Raw genomic sequence first — 15,932 nt, forward strand, 5'->3', positions numbered from 1 at the left:
CAAAGAAATATTAAAGATATGCCAGCGGTAAGACCTGATGAAGTATCTGCAATCCTGCGTGAACAATTATCTAATTACAAAACTGTAGTCGAACTGGAAGAAACCGGTACCGTGCTTCAGGTAGGTGATGGTATTGCGCGTATTTATGGCCTGGCAAAAGTACAGGCCGGTGAGCTTATCCAGTTTGCAAACGGCCTCAAAGGCATGGTACTTAACCTGGAAGAAGACAATGTTGGTGCCGTATTGTTTGGTGAATCCGAAGGAATTAAAGAAGGCGACACCGTAACACGCACCGGCCAGATCGCATCCCTGAAAGTAGGGGAGGGGCTTCTCGGAAGGGTTATCAACCCTTTGGGCGAACCCATTGACGGAAAAGGCCCGATCACAGGTGAGTTGTACGATTCTCCATACGAACGTAAAGCTCCAGGGGTAATTTTCCGCCAGCCGGTAAACGAACCGCTTCAGACAGGTGTGAAGGCGATTGACTCGATGATTCCGATTGGTCGTGGCCAGCGTGAGCTTATCATTGGTGACCGCTCAACAGGTAAAACTGCTATTGCGGTGGATACGATCATCAACCAAAAAGAAAGCTACGACAGCGGTAACCCTGTTTATTGTATATATGTAGCCTGCGGTCAGAAAGCTTCTACTATCGCTAAGGTGGTAAAAGCGCTGGAAGATTCAGGTGCAATGCCTTATACGGTTATTGTAGCTGCTCCGGCATCTTATCCTGCTCCGCTTCAGTTTTTTGCGCCTTTTGCAGGTGCTGCTATCGGGGAGTTTTTCCGCGATACCGGACGCCCTGCCCTGGCAATCTATGACGACCTTTCCAAGCAGGCCGTAGCTTACCGTGAAGTATCTCTGCTTTTGAGACGTCCTCCCGGCCGTGAAGCTTATCCTGGAGACGTATTCTATCTCCACTCACGCCTGCTCGAACGTGCGGCTAAAATCATCAACGATGATGGTATTGCAAAAAATATGAACGACCTGCCGGAAGCGTTTAAGCCAATGGTAAAAGGTGGTGGTTCTCTTACCGCTCTTCCGATCATCGAAACCCAGGAAGGGGACGTTTCTGCTTATATCCCGACCAACGTAATCTCTATTACTGACGGCCAGATATTCCTCGAATCCAACCTCTTCAATGCTGGTGTACGCCCTGCGATCAACGTAGGTATCTCCGTATCCCGTGTGGGTGGATCTGCACAGATCAAGCCGATGAAAAAAGTAGCGGGTACGCTGAAACTTGACCTGGCTCAGTTCCGTGAACTGGAAGCTTTTGCCCGTTTTGGTTCAGATCTCGACAAATCTACCCAGCTTCAGCTTGACCGTGGTCGTCGAAGTGTACAGATCCTGATTCAGAGACAATATTCACCTGTTTCTGTAGAAAATCAGGTGGCCATTATTTATGCAGTCTCCAAAGGATTCGCTGATAAAGTGCCTGTAGAGAAGATGAGTGATTATGAAAAACAATTCATTCAGAATCTGGAACTCAGGCATAAAGGTACTCTCGATGCTATCAAAGGCCGCGACTGGAATGATGAGATCATCAAAGTACTGGAGTCTGTAGCAACAGAAACCGCGAAGTCATTTATATAACAGTTATTTTTCTGAACCATTAATCCGAAAACCCGGAACTCATAATGGCGAATCTTAAAGAAATACGAGGCCGGATAAAAACGGTAAAAAACATCCAGCAGGTTACCAAAGCCATGAAAATGGTGGCTGCGGCTAAATTGCGGCGTGCACAGGATCGCATGCTTCAGTTGCGCCCGTACGCTTCCAAGCTCAAGGAAATTATTGGAAATGTGACCGCTTCGGTCAACGTTGACGATATCCCGAGCAAATTGGTAGAGGTGCGGGAAGTTAAAAATATCCTCTTCGTAGTTATCACCTCCAACCGAGGCCTTGCCGGACCGTTTAATACCAATCTGCTCAAACAGGCCAATCAGTTTATCAAGGAAAATCACGCGAAGGATCTTGCCGAAGGGAAAATTCAGTTTTTATGTATAGGACGTAAAGGCTATGACTTTTACCGCAAACGCAAGTATAATGTCAATGGCAAAAACTTTGATGTTTTCGGTGATCTTACTTTCCAGGCAGTCAATGAGGTTGTCGACCTGATTTTTGAAAAATTTGAAAGTGGAGAAGTGGACAAGGTATATCTGGCGTTCAATGAATTCCGCAACGTCATGTCGCAGATTCGCCAGGTAGAACAATTGTTGCCTTTGTCGGTAGAAGGATTGGGAAAAGGTGGTGAAGTTGCTGCTGATGCGGATAAATATCGCTCTGACTATATGTTTGAGCCTGGCCGTGAAGAGATTCTTACAGAGCTGATTCCTAAAGCACTGCGAGTGCAGGTATTCCGCGCTGTGCTGGAGTCCAATGCTTCTGAACATGGCGCCCGTATGATTGCTATGGATAGTGCAACTACCAATGCAGAGGACTTGCTGAAAGGGCTGAAATTGAGCTATAACAAAGCTCGTCAGGCATCTATCACGAAGGAAATCCTCGAGATTGCCGCAGGTGCAGATGCGCTTGCAGCGCAGTAGCGATCGATTGTCAAAAAAATCAATATAAAAAAGGAGTATCTCTATTTGAGGTACTCCTTTTTCTTTATGTCTATGAAAACAGAAAAATCACATAGATAATTTCCGTGCAATCAGTGCCTGGGTGATGATCGTCACGATCACAAGTAAAGCAATTCCTATTGAGCTGAGGATAGGAACCCCCAAAAGCAGACCGCCCACAGTTCCTGCAATAAACCCTGATAATACAGCAGCACCTATTCTTTTCAGAAAAGTAACCTCGGGTTGCCTGCGAATGACTTTTCTCAGACTTCGTTTCTCATCATCTGAAGCATCCACTCTTTTTTGTACTAGCCGGAAAAAACGACCGAAGTTTATTGCTCCGTCTTCTTCCACAAAGGGAGGTATCTCAGAGAATCTGATATTGGTTGCGACTCTGATCCTTTTGCGCTGATTGGTTGAGCTAAGAAACAGGTTGGGTGCAATGCCGTACTGGTTCATTCGCTTATAGATATAGAGAAAAAGCTCATCCTCAGAGATATAACCCCGCTGGTCGAGATCTGCATCTCCAGTTTTTAAACCCTCAACAAGTGTTGCCGTGAACTTAGGATTTTTTACGCCATCGGCCGTTTGCGATGTACCTAATGTATCCTGAGAAGTAAGTACAAATGATTGGGTTGCCCGGGAGAAATCTGCCAGCATCGATTCTTTGTGAAATTTCTTTTCGGCATCCATTTCATCTCTTGAAAAACAATCAATGATCAGAATTTTTTGTTCTGCCTCGCAGTCTTTCATTGCATCATAAATAAATCTTGCAGACACAGAGGTCTCTTCCAATGCCTCTGGATTTGTATTGCTATCTGCAAAATATAGCCGATCACCTTCACTGACCAGTTCAAAGCCATTGAGGTATAAAAGTAGTAGTTCATGGAATTCTCTTTTTTGAAAAAAGCGCACAATCTCTCTTTTTGCTTTGGTACAATCACTCTCGGCAAGAGAAATCATTCTTCCAAACCCACCAATCTTGGGATTATTGAGTACCTCCCGTAAGTCCAAAAACTCCTGAGGAGTCGCAACGAGACTGGAAACTTGAGCATCCTCAGACGAAGGAGTACTGATCATGAGTGCAGATCTAACAATCATAGATTAGCCTTATTATTTCAGGAAACCACAAAAGTATAAAAACATTGCAAAGTATCCCACTTTTTCCACCTGGCACTTATACTGTCAAGGAGGTTTTTGTAACTTACTGGCATGGAGGAAATTATCTTAGCCCTGAAGCGTTTGTTTATGAACGATATTTTGCCCTTAAAAAGGGCTAGGGCTGAAGAATTTGGCGGCCATTTTCAGCAGGCTTTATTTTCATGGGATCCTGCAAAATTTAGCAAATATTCTTCTGCTGTCAATGATTTTTCCTCCCAACAATTTCGGTTGTGGTACAAACACCATGCCGGTAGCGGGATGATTTCCGGTGCGGGGCTTTCTGTTTTGCTTACCATGATGCTGTATATTTCTGATAATGACTCGGAGCAGGAATTTAGGGAAATGGCAGATCCGGCTATTTTTCCCAATCCGGCCCTCATGGGCGAATTGCTGGAAGCGTTGGATCGTGCAGACCGTTGGGCCAGATTTCGCTTAAAAAACGCCTTATGGTATCATCAGGGGATTGTAATGAATTCAGGTATCCGGGAAGCCTTTAAAAATTTCTTCCAAACCAGTGGTGGACCCCTGAACTTTAGCTCGGAAAGAGCCCAGCAAAAGGTGAATTCATGGGCAAAAGAAGTTTCTAACGGCCGGATTTCTTCTTTTCTGGAGTTGTTACAGGGGAATATGATATTTGCCCAGATGATCATGATGAAAGGTGTATGGCGGAATCCTTTTGAAAAGATGGGCTCTCGCACAGATTTATTTTTCCCTTACGACAAACGTCCCGTCGCTATAGAGATGATGCGCGCATCAGGATCTTTCCCGGTGCTTAAAATGCCGGATTGGGAAGCCATTTTCCTTCCATTTGGTACAGAATCCTTTAGCTGTATACTGGCCATGCCTGAGAAAGGGCAAAAGCTGCCAGACGTCCATGGAATTTTTGAGCCGGCAAAATGGAAAAAAGAATCTGCTATTTCTACAGTGGATATATCTGTGTCCATTCCGTTATTTTCGCTGAATACGGTAACATATTTTGGCCCTTTGCTCAGGGAAATGGGCTTGAGTCAGGTTTTTGATCCGGAAAAGGCCGATTTCTCCAAAATGAGTGAAGAGCCGCTCTGGCTTGACCAGGTGATTCAGGGCGTGCATTTTGAGGTAAATGAAACGGGTATAGGAGACAATCGGTTTGCCAAAACAAAACTCAGACAAACACCTTCCGAGCCTAATTTACCCGAATTGATTTTCAACCGGCCATTTTATATAGCGGTGATAGAAAATCATACAGGGCTGCTATTGCTTCAGGGCGTATTTGAAGGAGATCATTAACCTTCTTTTCGCAGTTCGCGAATTCTTTTTCGTACTTCAACCGAAAACAAGCTTCCCGGAAAGAGCTTCAGAAACTCCATATAATACTGCATGGCTGCTTCCGGATCCTTGATCGAATAATCGTAAATACGGGCCTTGGTATAGAGCGCATCATCTCCGTAGATATCGGTACTAAACTCGTTGAGGATCCGGTCAATGTAAATCATTGCCGAAGAAATATCATTTTGTTTGAGGAATATATTTGATCGCTCCCATAAAATTTCGTCAGCCAGGGTATGTGTCGGAAACTGATAGGCCAGCGAATCCAGCAATTTGAGTGAGCCTTTATAATCTCTCTGGTAAGTAAGGAGCTGGGCTTTGGCAAACATCTCCAGTGCTGTGGTTGTGGTATCAAGACCTGTATTGTCGATAATCAGGAGATTGAGTTTGATTGCGTCATTGGAGATGTCGTTTGAGGTATTGTCTTTGATTGCTCCCAAAAGAGCCTGAGCCAGGTTAAACTCTCCCCGGTAGTACGCCATTTGTCCCAGCTTAAATTTTGCCAATGCCCCGATCTGTCGGTCTTTGAAGCTTTCAGACACGTCTGTATAGATGAGTTTTGCCTTGTTGTATTCCTGTTGCATCAACAATACATCGGCGATCAGAAGCTGTCCCTGTGCCCAGTCTTCCAGACGTAAAAACTGCTTTTGCCTGACGATTTCTTCCAGTTCGGTTCTCGCTGTTTCCAGGTCGTTGAGATAGAATATCATCAGCTTGGCTCTGCGATATATGGCATCAAAATATTGCGGTTTGTAGCCAAATTCTTTCAATAAATTGCCGTAATCATTGACCGCCTGTTGTACAGACGGCATATCGACAGGAATCTGGTCAAAGGCTTTGAGTTCTCCGTTTACCGCTTTCTCAAAATGAGCCCGGTAGAAGTAGGGGGATGTTTTTTTTCGTTCAATAATATAGTCATACGCCTCATTGGAGAGGTCGTACATTTTATTGTTTCGCATGGTCTCGGCAAAATTATAGATACGGTCGCCATCCTCTCTGAACAGGCGGTCGATCGATTTCACCTGGATAAAGGCCTCGTAAAAGTTTTCGGCCTGTACATAGTATTCATACAGTATGGAGCGAAGTCCGTTGTCGTTGGGTTGTTTGTCTACCGCCTGAAGCAGCGCTTTTTCTACTTCCTGGGTTGATTGCGGGTTGACGAGATTCAGAATAGCAAGATTCGCCGCACTGAGATTGGATGCACTGGCGTAATACATGTTCAGGTATTCGTCTGTCGCCTTATCAAACTCTCCCAGTTGTGTATGGATATTGGCGATTTCATTGCTGAAAATATAGGGGTCGCCTAACCGTTTGCGCCCCTGGAGGTAAGCCTTGTTGGCAAGCTCCAGTTTGCCTGCCTGGTAGAGATAAGCACCTGCGCGCACAAAATCACCTTGAAGGATGAGTTGTTTGTCAATTACATCGAGATAGAGTTTGTCCGCTTCTTTCAGACTACCGGTTTTTTCGAGAAGGGATGCTTTGAGGAGGGAGAAAATAACCCCGGAGGATTGCCGCCTGGCATTTTTGTCGAGAAATTTTATGCCTTCTTCGAATTGGCCCAACATTTCGTAGCAGCTGACAATTCGGAGCCCATAGTTTTCCTGGGGATCTTTCCGGTAAACTTTGTCGAAAAGTTCGAGCGCAGATTCATATTCGCCGTCGGCAAAATATTTTTCGGCAAGATCAGCTTCAGGATCGGTTTGGGCAAAACCGGATATGAGCAAAAAGCTCAGGAGGAATAAGGAAATCAGTCGTATCATACCAACTAAAACGTATAAGGCAGATGAAAGATTTCCCAAGATACAAATTACAGTGGGAGAAAAGCGAATGATCGCAGGTGAAATCTTGCCTGAAAAATCAACCGTTTCCGATCATTTTTGCATAGTCTGCGGCCTTGAGTAAATCTGCAACACCTGCACTTTCCTCAATATGGATTTTCACCATCCAACCTTCACCATAGGGGTCGCTGTTTACCAGTTCAGGCTGGTCGGCAAGTTTAGGATTAATATCAATCACTGTCCCTGCCAATGGCATAAAAAGATCAGATACCGTTTTGACAGCTTCCACTGTACCAAAAATTGCATTTCGTTCAATGGACTGATCCAGTGTTTCTATTTCTACATACACAATATCGCCCAGTTCGTTTTGCGCAAAAGCGGTAATTCCAACCGTGGCGTTTTCTCCTTCGATCCGAATCCATTCGTGATCTTTGGTATAGTATAAATCTTCAGGAAAATGCATGAGAATCAAGTTACTGCACGTTAACAGAAAACAAAATATAAATTTTTTTTTATTCGGCGCTCGAAACTACAACAATTTTTTATGGAAACCTAAATGTGTATCTTGGAAACGCATTTGGGGAAAATGAATCAAATGTCCTATGATAGCTTATCGTAAAATTACCCGCATTAAAGTATTGGCCGGCCTGCTGATTTTTTTCTCAGCACAGTTTGTGTATTCGCAAAATCCTGAATATCAGATGCTTAATCAAATGTTTAAGGATCAGGTATTGCGTACGTTAACATTTGACGCGGAAAAATTTAAGGAGATACCGCCTGTTTTGCAGGAAGAGCTTAAAGAGGTTTCGGGGGCGATGTCTTCGGGAGAGGCCAACTGCCTTTTTGTAGGTGCTGCCTACAAAATCAAGGATCAGGCGGTTGCCGCATCATGGGTTGGAAATCAGCTCAAACGCAAGGTCTATCATGTCAGGCTTCAGCACGCAGTTTCTCTATATATAGGGGAAACGGAAAAGAATCTTGAGAAGCTGTTTGATCTGGCCGAAAAAGGAAAGTGGATATTATTTTTTGATGAGGCAGACGCAATCTTCGGACAGCGAACCACAGGGGAAGTTAACAGTACAAACAAATACGCAAATCTGGAAACCTCCTACTTTTTAAAGCAGATACGCGATCATCATGTGCCGGTATTTATGCGGGTAAACCGCGCTTACCCTGAGTTAAAGTCAACCTTTCAGTATCAGATCATTTTTGACTGACAACCATTTTAAAAACTTACGATATGGGACTGGTACGATCACCTATATTTTTACTTCTGCTGATTTTTATTGCGCTTGTCGTGGTTTTGTTTCGCTATAGGAAACATTCCCGGGGAATCATGCAAAATATCAGAAATCAGTTTCAGGAAATTGAGTCGATGTATGAGTCGCTGGTGAAAAAACGACTTTCGCTTAGTATTCTGGAAGACCGAAATCCCGAAAAAGAAAAAAAAGCTATTGCCGAAGAAGTGATGGCGATACTGCGTCCCGAAATCCAACTGCTGATCGCGCATATCCAAACGCAGGTAGTGCCGGATGCAAAACTGGGGTATTCTCCCCGTTATTTTCGGCTGGCAAAAAGCCTGGCAGAAAACATGGTGCAAAGAGGATCGGGGCAGGAAATTTCTTTATCTGAAATCGAAGGATTTTTTAAAGCTTTTGAAGAAGGTGTACAGGCCGATATTTCCCGCCGGATTATTGACCTGAAGACAGAAGCCCGGTTGTAATTTTTCCGAAATCTTATTCTCATCCCTGTGAAAAATATTTTTTTACTTTTTTTAATATCTGCCTGTAGTTCAGGTATTTCCAATCAATCTGAATCTATGCATACGCTCGATATTCAGGGGCATCGCGGCTGTCGCGGTCTGATGCCCGAAAACACGATTCCCGGATTTCTCCGCGCAATTGATCTTGGGGTAAACACCCTCGAGATGGACGCAGTCATTACCAAAGATGGGCAGGTGGTTCTTTCCCATGAGCCATTTTTCAACCACGAAATCAGCCTTAAGCCCAATGGGGAGGAAATTTTGGAAGAAGAAGAAAGAAGCCATAATATTTTTGAAATGACCTGGGAGGAAGTGCAGCTATATGATTGCGGCACAAAAATTCATCCCCGTTTCCCCAATCAGCAGAAAATGGCTGTTTCAAAACCGCTGTTGAAAGACGTCATAACCGCGGCAGAGAATTATGCAAGAGGGAAAGGTGTGGCTCCTTTAATGTACAATATCGAAACGAAATGTACGCCAGCAACAGATAACATTTTTCACCCGGAGCCAGAGGTGTTTGCCCGCCTGCTTATGGAGGTTGTCAATGAAGGCGGAATAGCGGAAAGAGCCACCATTCAGTCTTTTGATGTGCGGACATTGCAGATTATCCATAGAGATTTTCCCAATCAGAGCCTTGCACTGCTGGTCGAAAATAAAGAAACTCCGGAGTGGAATCTTTCTCAGCTGGGATTTGTGCCAACTATTTACAGCCCTGATTTTCTATTAGTAGATGACAATCTGATGGATTTTGTCCACGAAAAAGGAATGAAAATCATTCCCTGGACATTAAATGAAAACCCCGACATCCAGCGCATGCTCGATATCGGGGTAGATGGAATTATCTCAGATTACCCTGACCGCGTTATTGCTTTGGTTTCGGACGAAACTCCATAAAAAGTATTCCCGCAAATCCCAGCAACAGTAGGATCGAAGAAATCAGCGAGATCGTATTTCCGGTGGTAAAGGATTTGGGTTCAAATTTGAACTCAATCTTGTGCTCCCCGGCAGGAATCCGCAGTCCCCGGAGGATATAGTCTGCCCGGAAATGAGGCACTTCCTCATTATCGATATAGGCTTTCCAGCCTTTGCCGTCGTTGTAATAAACCTCCGAAAAAATACCCACCGCTTCAACAGGCGTATTGGCCTGATAGGTCAGGTGGTTGGGTTTGAAATCAGTAAGTACGATTCTTCCGCTATTATTGCCGGTTGGGGTAAATCCTTCAAATTGTTTTTTGAACCTGCCATTTTCAATCACCTGATCTACAAAAGCTGTGGTACGCGGGTTAAAATTGGTAAGTGCAGCAATTTCCTCGTCAGGTGTATTGACAAACTGTACTTCCTGCACAAACCATGCATTACCCATTGCGGCGGGATTTAGCAGCGGTTGTTTTTGTGGATCAAACATAAAATACCGGGTATTGAGCATATTGAAAATCTCCAGCCCCGCCAGTCCGGCGCGGAAAGCCGAGTCTGTCGGCTGAGATTGCAGCAGGGTGTACATATCCTGCATTTCTCTGGACAGATGGCGATCTATCATATCCTGATACCGGCGCAATTTGGCAGCATGATATCCACCTACGGATTTGTGAAAATAGGAGGTTTTTGCGTCGTTGAAAGGCCCGTCCGGCGCGTTGAAATTAAACACCCGGAAGTTGGGGTCTTTATCCTGAAGAATATAATTATTGACAGGTTGGGGCGCAAAATTGCTTTCGTATTTGCGTTTGGTGATATAGTCGCCATCGTTGAGGTAGCGATAGGCGACGGGTGCCATATCCAGAAGGATGAGGCCTGCAAGAACAGCCTGAAGAACCGTTTTATTGATTGTATCGCGAAGGTATAGCCACAACACAGCGCCGGCGGCGAGGATAAAACCGAAAGCTCTGAATGCGTCAGAGACAAGCATGGATTTTCTCACATCGTGGAGAATATCGAGGATTTGGCTATACCTTTCGAGGTCTGAGGGGCGCTCGAAAGCCATCATCTGTGCGCCGATGGTAGCCAGTAACAATGCAATTCCCCCTGTAACGCCAGCGGCGATATATAGAGACTTATTTAGCGAAGCGACGGGTATCCCCTCTTCTTTGGCTTCCATGAGCTTGGAGAGCCCCAAAATGGCCAGAAAAGGCATGGTAAATTCGACGATGACCAGACACATCGATACCGCCCTGAATTTGTTGTAGCCCGGGAAAAAGTCAAACATCAGGTAATTAAACCCGGCAAAAAATCGTCCCCATGAGAGCATAAGAAATAGGGCAGTAGCTGCTGTGAGCCACCATTTGATTTTGCCCGGGACGAGAATCAGGCCAAGTACAAACAGGAAGCAGATAATGGCACCGACATAAACAGGGCCGGAGGTGCTGGGCTGGTCTCCCCAGTAAGTGGGCAGCATCAGGTCATTGGTTTTAAACATACGCTCCAACTCGCGGTCTTCCACTTTTGTTCCGGAAGCGCCGCCATAGATATCGGGGATGAGGAGGGTTAATGATTCACTTACCCCATAGCTCCAGTTGAAAGCGTATTCTTTTTCCAGCCCGGCCTTTGCCTTTCCTTCATTTTCCGATTTGAGTACGGCTTTACCGCGCATGGTTTCGGCGGCATATTCGGCAGTTGTCATGAGACGGCCAGCATTGGGGCCGATAGCAAAAAGCGCAGCAATAAGCAGGGCACCGGAAGCTTTGGCGAAGGCCGGCAGTTCTTTGTTGCGGATGGCATCGACGAGAAAAGCGATGCCCAGCATACCGATGACAATGGCCAGGTAATACGTAATCTGGTAGTGATTGACGGTAAGTTCGAGGGCAAGAAAAAACGCCGTGATTGCTGCTCCAAGCAGAGGTTTTCCCCGGTAAGCCATGAGCACACCGGCGATGACAGGTGCCATATAAGCGATAGCATTGGCTTTAGAGGTATGCCCGGCTGTGAGGATGATAAAGAAGTAGGAGGAGAAGGCAAAAGCCGCAGCGCCTATTCCTGAAAGCCAGGGATTGATCCGCATGGAGGCGAGCAGAAAGTAAAACCCCAGAAAATAGAGGAGTACATAATTGGCGGGGCGGGGGAGGCCCAGCCAGAAAATTTTATTGATAGTGGAGAAAAAATTGCCGGAAAACTGGGTGCTGGTCTGGTAAGCGGGCATACCACTAAATAGGGTGCTGACCCAGAGCGCTTCTTCCCCGGTTTGTGCCCGGAAGTCCTGGGTTTCTTTGGCCATTCCCTGGAAGTGGATGATATCATGCCAGTTGAGCATTTTCCCTTCAAAGAAGAGCGGTTTGAAGAATACCAGCACGATAAGCAGGAATGCGAAAATGATGCCTGCGTGTGTCAGTAGTTGCTTTTGCCAGCTATTGGAGGCAGATAGTTCTGCAGTTTGCTTCGATTTTGCCATGACGAATAATGTAATTACGGTGTAAACTAATACCGTATTGGCATGGATCAAAATTTTGATCTTATTTTCATTTAGTTGGGGTTCTTGGCATGCTGGAAGAACTTAGTCATTTAGCTCAGGATGACGTTCTTGGCCGGAAACTTCAGGATATTGAATTACTGAAAGGCAAGCGATCTGTGTGATGAAGGAAATTCAGGTTGTCGCGGACTGGTGCCTCACTCCTCCTCCAGCAACTTCATCAAATAATCTCCATAACCGCTTTTGATCAGGGGCTCGGCGATCTTACGGAGTTGCTGGTCGTCAATAAAACCCATTCGCCAGGCCTGCTCTTCAATACAGCCGATTTTGAGTCCTTGTCTTTTTTCGATGATATGAACAAAACTCCCTGCCTGCATCAGCGATTCATGGGTACCTGTGTCCAGCCATGCAGTTCCTCTTCCGAGAATGGATACCCGCAGATTCCCCTGTTTGAGGTATATCCGGTTTACATCTGTGATTTCAAGTTCGCCTCTGGGTGAGGGTTTGAGGTTGGCTGCAATTTCGAGTACCCGGTTGTCGTAAAAATATACGCCCGGCACAGCAAACGAAGATTTGGGGACGGGCGGTTTTTCTTCTATACTGATTGCCTGGCCTTCTTTATCAAACTCAATCACACCGTAGGCACTGGGATTTGAGACGTGGTAGGCAAATACCATTCCGCCCCCCTCCGAAGAAATGGTCTGGCGCGCCTGAAAAAGTGTTTGGGCGAGTTGCTCACCGTAAAAAATATTATCACCCAGGATGAGCGCTGCGTCCTCATTTCCCACAAATTTTTCCCCGATGATAAATGCCTGAGCCAGCCCTTCGGGTTTTTCCTGAACCGCATATTCAAATGTTACTCCCAGCCTGGTACCATCTCCCAACAACTGGCGGAAAAGCGGCAGGTCTGATGGGGTGGAGATAATGAGTATTTCCCGAATCCCGGCCGATAAAAGCGTGGAAAGCGGGTAATAGATCATTGGCTTATCATAGACAGGCATAAGCTGTTTACTGACCGAAATGGTAAGCGGGTAAAGCCTTGTGCCAGAACCTCCGGCGAGAATAATTCCTTTCATGGCAGGGTTTATTTCCTAAAATGGCGACTCAAACCTGGCAAAAGTGGGGTGCAGTTTGTCTTTGGGTGAAATGACGGGTGGAATATCAGCCCAGGGCAGGCTAAGCTCCGGGTCGTCCCAGGCAATTCCGCCTTCGGCTGCTTTGTTGTAAAACTGCGTACACTTGTAGAAAAACAGGCAGGTATCAGAAAGTACCTGAAATCCATGTGCAAAACCTTCGGGTACGTACAGCATGGTTTTCTCAGTAGAATCAAGAACTTTTGCATAATGCTGACCGAAGGAAGGCGAGTTTTTTCGCAGGTCAACGACCATATCTAAAACCGACCCCTGAAGTGCTGCCACCAATTTTCCCTGGGCAAATGGCGGAGTCTGAAAATGCATTCCCCGTAGTGTACCTTTTACGGAGGAAGAAAAATTGTCCTGAACAAAATTGAGATGACCGAGCCCCATTTCTTTGAAGGAATTGTGGTTAAACAATTCCATAAAAAAGCCCCGGTCATCTCCAAAAATATCAGGTTCTATAATAATCAAATCCGGAAGACCGGTTTCAATTTTGCGGAACCCCATGCAATTGTTTTTTGAAATATTCTAGCGTTGTTGAAAGGCCCGTCCGGCGGCTAACCTTTGGTTCCCAACCCAGAATCTCGCGGGCAAGCGTGATATCGGGCTGACGGACTTTAGGATCGTCTTGAGGAAGGTCTTCAAAAATGATTTTACTCTTAGATCCGGTAAGTTCAATCACTTCTTTGGCGAAATCGAGGATCGATATCTCCGCAGGATTGCCAATATTAACCGGACCCGAATAGTCGCTCATCAGCAGGCGGAAAATACCTTCTACCAGATCGTCAACATAACAGAAACTCCTGGTCTGACTTCCGTCTCCAAAAACAGTAATATCTTCTCCCCGGAGTGCCTGTCCCATAAATGCAGGCAGTGCTCTCCCGTCATCGAGACGCATGCGGGGGCCATAGGTGTTGAAGATTCTGATAATGCGGGTTTCAAGGCCGTGATAACGGTGATATGCCATCGTCATCGCTTCCATAAACCTTTTGGCTTCGTCATATACTCCGCGATAGCCGATAGGGTTGACATTGCCCCAATAGTCTTCGGTCTGCGGGTGAACCATGGGGTCGCCATAAACTTCGGAAGTGCTGGCAATCAGTACCCGGGCACCTTTTTCTTTGGCGAGGCCAAGAATCTTGTGAGTGCCAAGTGCTCCTACTTTTAATGTCTGAATCGGTAACTTCAGATAATCAATAGGGCTTGCCGGTGAGGCAAAATGAAGGATATAATCGAGATTTCCTTCAACAAAAGTGTAGTTGGTGACGTCGTGTTTGATATACGTAAATCCTTCCACACCAAATAAATGCGCGATATTAGCAAGGTTTCCGGTAATCAGGTTGTCCATGACGACAACCTCAAAACCTTCAGAGAGAAATCGATCACTGAGGTGGGAACCGAGAAACCCGGCTCCCCCTGTGATCAAAACTTTTTGTTTTCTATTCATTCGTAGTGATGGTTTCACTGGCGACGACTGACTTGCGGCCAATTGAGTGGTAAGTAAAGCCAAGGCTTTCCATACTTTCTACTTCATATACGTTTCTTCCGTCAAAAATAATTGGTTTTTTCAAACCAGCTTTAATCTTATCAAAATCAGGAGCGCGGAATTCGTTCCATTCTGTAACCAACAGGAGTGCATCGGCACCGATAGCGGCTTCATACATGCTGTGGGTATATTCGATCTGAAGCTGTGGATAATATGTCTGTACAGATTCCATTGCTTCCGGATCATAGGCTTTCACTGAAGCGCCCATTGCCAGCAGTTTTTCAATGATCACAAGCGCCGGAGCTTCCCGGATATCATCAGTATTAGGTTTGAAGGCAAGCCCCCATACGCCAAAAGTAAGTCCGGAAAGATCAGTACCGTAATGAGAGACGACTTTTTCCACCAATAACTCTTTTTGGGTGTAGTTGACCTTCATAACGGCATCCAGAATCTGAAAATTGTAATCGTATTCCTGCGAAGTTTTGAAAAGCGCAGAAACATCTTTGGGGAAACAGCTGCCTCCGTAACCAACACCGGGGAAAAGGAATCTGCGGCCGATACGTGAGTCAGTACCAATACCTTTGCGCACATTGTCCACGTCAGCGCCTACTCTTTCGCAGAGGTTGGCGATTTCGTTCATGAATGAAATCTTGGTTGCGAGGAAAGAGTTTGCTGCGTATTTGGTTACTTCGGCACTGCGCTGATCCATAAAAATGATCGGATTTCCCGACATGATAAATGGCTTGTACAGTCTGCGCATAGTTTCAGCAGCGCGCTCGGTACGGGCACCGATGACAATACGCTCAGGTTTCATGAAATCCTGAACAGCAAATCCTTCACGAAGGAATTCAGGGTTGGAAACAACATCAAATTCCACATCGGTACGAGCAGAAATAGCTGCATGAACTTTGTCAGCAGTACCTACCGGAACCGTACTTTTGTTGACCACTACACGGTATTCGGTGAGCAGTTCGCCGATATCACCTGCAACACCTAATACATACTTTAAGTCAGCAGAACCGTCTTCCATCGGAGGAGTCGGCAAAGCCAGAAAAATCACTTCTGCGAACTTTACAGCTTCAGCCAGGGAGTCTGTAAAGGTGAGGCGCCCCTCTTTTGTATTGCGTTCAAAAAGTGTTTCAAGGCCGGGTTCGTAAATCGGGACTTTTCCAGCCCGAAGTTTCGCTAGTTTGTCCTGATTGTTATCCACGCACAAGACATCATTTCCAGCTTCAGCAAAGCAAGTACCTGATACAAGGCCTACATAGCCTGTTCCAACTACGGCAACTTTCATATTAGATTACGATTTGAAATATTAAGATGATTTAAAATTTGAA

At 45.5% G+C, this 15,932-nt stretch carries 14 protein-coding genes; 6 read left to right on the plus strand and 8 right to left on the minus strand.

What is annotated here, in order from left to right; all coding sequences use genetic code 11:
• Window positions 1-18: 18 nt before the first annotated feature.
• Window positions 19-1,596, plus strand: a complete 1,578-nt coding sequence (gene atpA, locus R3D00_02745) for a F0F1 ATP synthase subunit alpha (protein MEZ4772073.1) — start codon at window positions 19-21, stop codon at window positions 1,594-1,596.
• Window positions 1,597-1,640: 44 nt separating this feature from the next.
• The gene (atpG, locus tag R3D00_02750; GenBank protein ID MEZ4772074.1) at window positions 1,641-2,549 is read left to right on the plus strand and encodes an ATP synthase F1 subunit gamma; all 909 of its coding nucleotides are present in this window, start codon (window positions 1,641-1,643) and stop codon (window positions 2,547-2,549) included.
• Between the two features lie 87 nt (window positions 2,550-2,636).
• Here atpG and R3D00_02755 read toward each other — a convergent pair whose 3' ends face one another.
• On the minus strand, window positions 2,637-3,668 hold the full coding sequence (locus R3D00_02755) for a hypothetical protein (GenBank protein MEZ4772075.1): 1,032 nt from the start codon (window positions 3,666-3,668) through the stop codon (window positions 2,637-2,639).
• A gap of 111 nt (window positions 3,669-3,779) precedes the next feature.
• On the opposite strand from R3D00_02755, the gene R3D00_02760 reads away from it, so the two are divergent.
• Window positions 3,780-4,997 carry a serpin family protein gene (locus R3D00_02760; protein MEZ4772076.1) on the plus strand — a complete coding sequence of 406 codons (1,218 nt, stop codon included), beginning with the start codon at window positions 3,780-3,782 and terminating at the stop codon, window positions 4,995-4,997.
• On the opposite strand, the gene R3D00_02765 is transcribed toward R3D00_02760, so the two are convergent.
• On the minus strand, window positions 4,994-6,796 hold the full coding sequence (locus tag R3D00_02765; GenBank protein ID MEZ4772077.1) for a tetratricopeptide repeat protein: 1,803 nt from the start codon (window positions 6,794-6,796) through the stop codon (window positions 4,994-4,996). The two genes, R3D00_02760 and R3D00_02765, sit on opposite strands and share 4 nt — an antisense overlap.
• A 97-nt stretch (window positions 6,797-6,893) precedes the next feature.
• Window positions 6,894-7,277 (minus strand): glycine cleavage system protein GcvH, encoded by a 384-nt coding sequence (gene gcvH / locus R3D00_02770; GenBank protein ID MEZ4772078.1) that lies wholly within the window; start codon window positions 7,275-7,277, stop codon window positions 6,894-6,896.
• A gap of 139 nt (window positions 7,278-7,416) precedes the next feature.
• Here gcvH and R3D00_02775 point away from each other — a divergent pair, with 139 nt between their 5' ends.
• The 3 genes from R3D00_02775 to R3D00_02785 all read left to right on the plus strand — a co-directional run bounded on the left by R3D00_02775 (window position 7,417) and on the right by R3D00_02785 (window position 9,470).
• On the plus strand, window positions 7,417-8,031 hold the full coding sequence (locus R3D00_02775) for an AAA family ATPase (protein MEZ4772079.1): 615 nt from the start codon (window positions 7,417-7,419) through the stop codon (window positions 8,029-8,031).
• A 23-nt stretch (window positions 8,032-8,054) separates the two neighbouring features.
• The gene (locus R3D00_02780) at window positions 8,055-8,537 is read left to right on the plus strand and encodes a hypothetical protein (GenBank protein MEZ4772080.1); all 483 of its coding nucleotides are present in this window, start codon (window positions 8,055-8,057) and stop codon (window positions 8,535-8,537) included.
• Between the two features lie 96 nt (window positions 8,538-8,633).
• The gene (locus tag R3D00_02785) at window positions 8,634-9,470 is read left to right on the plus strand and encodes a glycerophosphodiester phosphodiesterase family protein (GenBank protein ID MEZ4772081.1); all 837 of its coding nucleotides are present in this window, start codon (window positions 8,634-8,636) and stop codon (window positions 9,468-9,470) included.
• On the opposite strand, the gene R3D00_02790 is transcribed toward R3D00_02785, so the two are convergent.
• From R3D00_02790 to R3D00_02810, 5 genes are all read right to left on the minus strand, one after another.
• On the minus strand, window positions 9,439-11,955 hold the full coding sequence (locus tag R3D00_02790) for a hypothetical protein (protein ID MEZ4772082.1): 2,517 nt from the start codon (window positions 11,953-11,955) through the stop codon (window positions 9,439-9,441). The genes R3D00_02785 and R3D00_02790 overlap by 32 nt on opposite strands.
• Window positions 11,956-12,170: 215 nt before the next feature.
• Window positions 12,171-13,049, minus strand: coding sequence for a glucose-1-phosphate thymidylyltransferase RfbA (gene rfbA, locus R3D00_02795; GenBank protein MEZ4772083.1), 879 nt, complete (start codon window positions 13,047-13,049; stop codon window positions 12,171-12,173).
• Between the two features lie 15 nt (window positions 13,050-13,064).
• A complete protein-coding gene (gene rfbC / locus R3D00_02800; GenBank protein MEZ4772084.1) occupies window positions 13,065-13,616 on the minus strand; it encodes a dTDP-4-dehydrorhamnose 3,5-epimerase in 552 nt (183 codons plus the stop codon).
• The gene (locus R3D00_02805) at window positions 13,597-14,556 is read right to left on the minus strand and encodes a UDP-glucuronic acid decarboxylase family protein (GenBank protein ID MEZ4772085.1); all 960 of its coding nucleotides are present in this window, start codon (window positions 14,554-14,556) and stop codon (window positions 13,597-13,599) included. Before R3D00_02805 ends, rfbC begins: the two co-directional genes overlap by 20 nt.
• A complete protein-coding gene (locus R3D00_02810) occupies window positions 14,549-15,889 on the minus strand; it encodes a UDP-glucose/GDP-mannose dehydrogenase family protein (protein MEZ4772086.1) in 1,341 nt (446 codons plus the stop codon). Before R3D00_02810 ends, R3D00_02805 begins: the two co-directional genes overlap by 8 nt.
• Window positions 15,890-15,932 lie beyond the last annotated feature (43 nt).

Source organism: Bacteroidia bacterium, assembly GCA_041391665.1.
Lineage (GTDB): Bacteria > Bacteroidota > Bacteroidia > J057 > J057 > JAGQVA01.

Bases quoted from the DNA above. Each gene is read 5' to 3' on its own strand.
- R3D00_02765 (MEZ4772077.1), bottom strand. From the start codon at position 6,796: ATGATACGACTGATTTCCTTATTCCTCCTGAGCTTTTTGCTCATATCC.
- rfbC (MEZ4772084.1), bottom strand. From the start codon at position 13,616: ATGGGGTTCCGCAAAATTGAAACCGGTCTTCCGGATTTGATTATTATA.
- R3D00_02780 (MEZ4772080.1), top strand. From the start codon at position 8,055: ATGGGACTGGTACGATCACCTATATTTTTACTTCTGCTGATTTTTATT.
- atpA (MEZ4772073.1), top strand. From the start codon at position 19: ATGCCAGCGGTAAGACCTGATGAAGTATCTGCAATCCTGCGTGAACAA.
- R3D00_02775 (MEZ4772079.1), top strand. From the start codon at position 7,417: ATGATAGCTTATCGTAAAATTACCCGCATTAAAGTATTGGCCGGCCTG.
- R3D00_02810 (MEZ4772086.1), bottom strand. From the start codon at position 15,889: ATGAAAGTTGCCGTAGTTGGAACAGGCTATGTAGGCCTTGTATCAGGT.
- atpG (MEZ4772074.1), top strand. From the start codon at position 1,641: ATGGCGAATCTTAAAGAAATACGAGGCCGGATAAAAACGGTAAAAAAC.
- R3D00_02805 (MEZ4772085.1), bottom strand. From the start codon at position 14,556: ATGAATAGAAAACAAAAAGTTTTGATCACAGGGGGAGCCGGGTTTCTC.
- R3D00_02760 (MEZ4772076.1), top strand. From the start codon at position 3,780: ATGGAGGAAATTATCTTAGCCCTGAAGCGTTTGTTTATGAACGATATT.
- gcvH (MEZ4772078.1), bottom strand. From the start codon at position 7,277: ATGCATTTTCCTGAAGATTTATACTATACCAAAGATCACGAATGGATT.
- rfbA (MEZ4772083.1), bottom strand. From the start codon at position 13,049: ATGAAAGGAATTATTCTCGCCGGAGGTTCTGGCACAAGGCTTTACCCG.
- R3D00_02785 (MEZ4772081.1), top strand. From the start codon at position 8,634: ATGCATACGCTCGATATTCAGGGGCATCGCGGCTGTCGCGGTCTGATG.
- R3D00_02790 (MEZ4772082.1), bottom strand. From the start codon at position 11,955: ATGGCAAAATCGAAGCAAACTGCAGAACTATCTGCCTCCAATAGCTGG.
- R3D00_02755 (MEZ4772075.1), bottom strand. From the start codon at position 3,668: ATGATTGTTAGATCTGCACTCATGATCAGTACTCCTTCGTCTGAGGAT.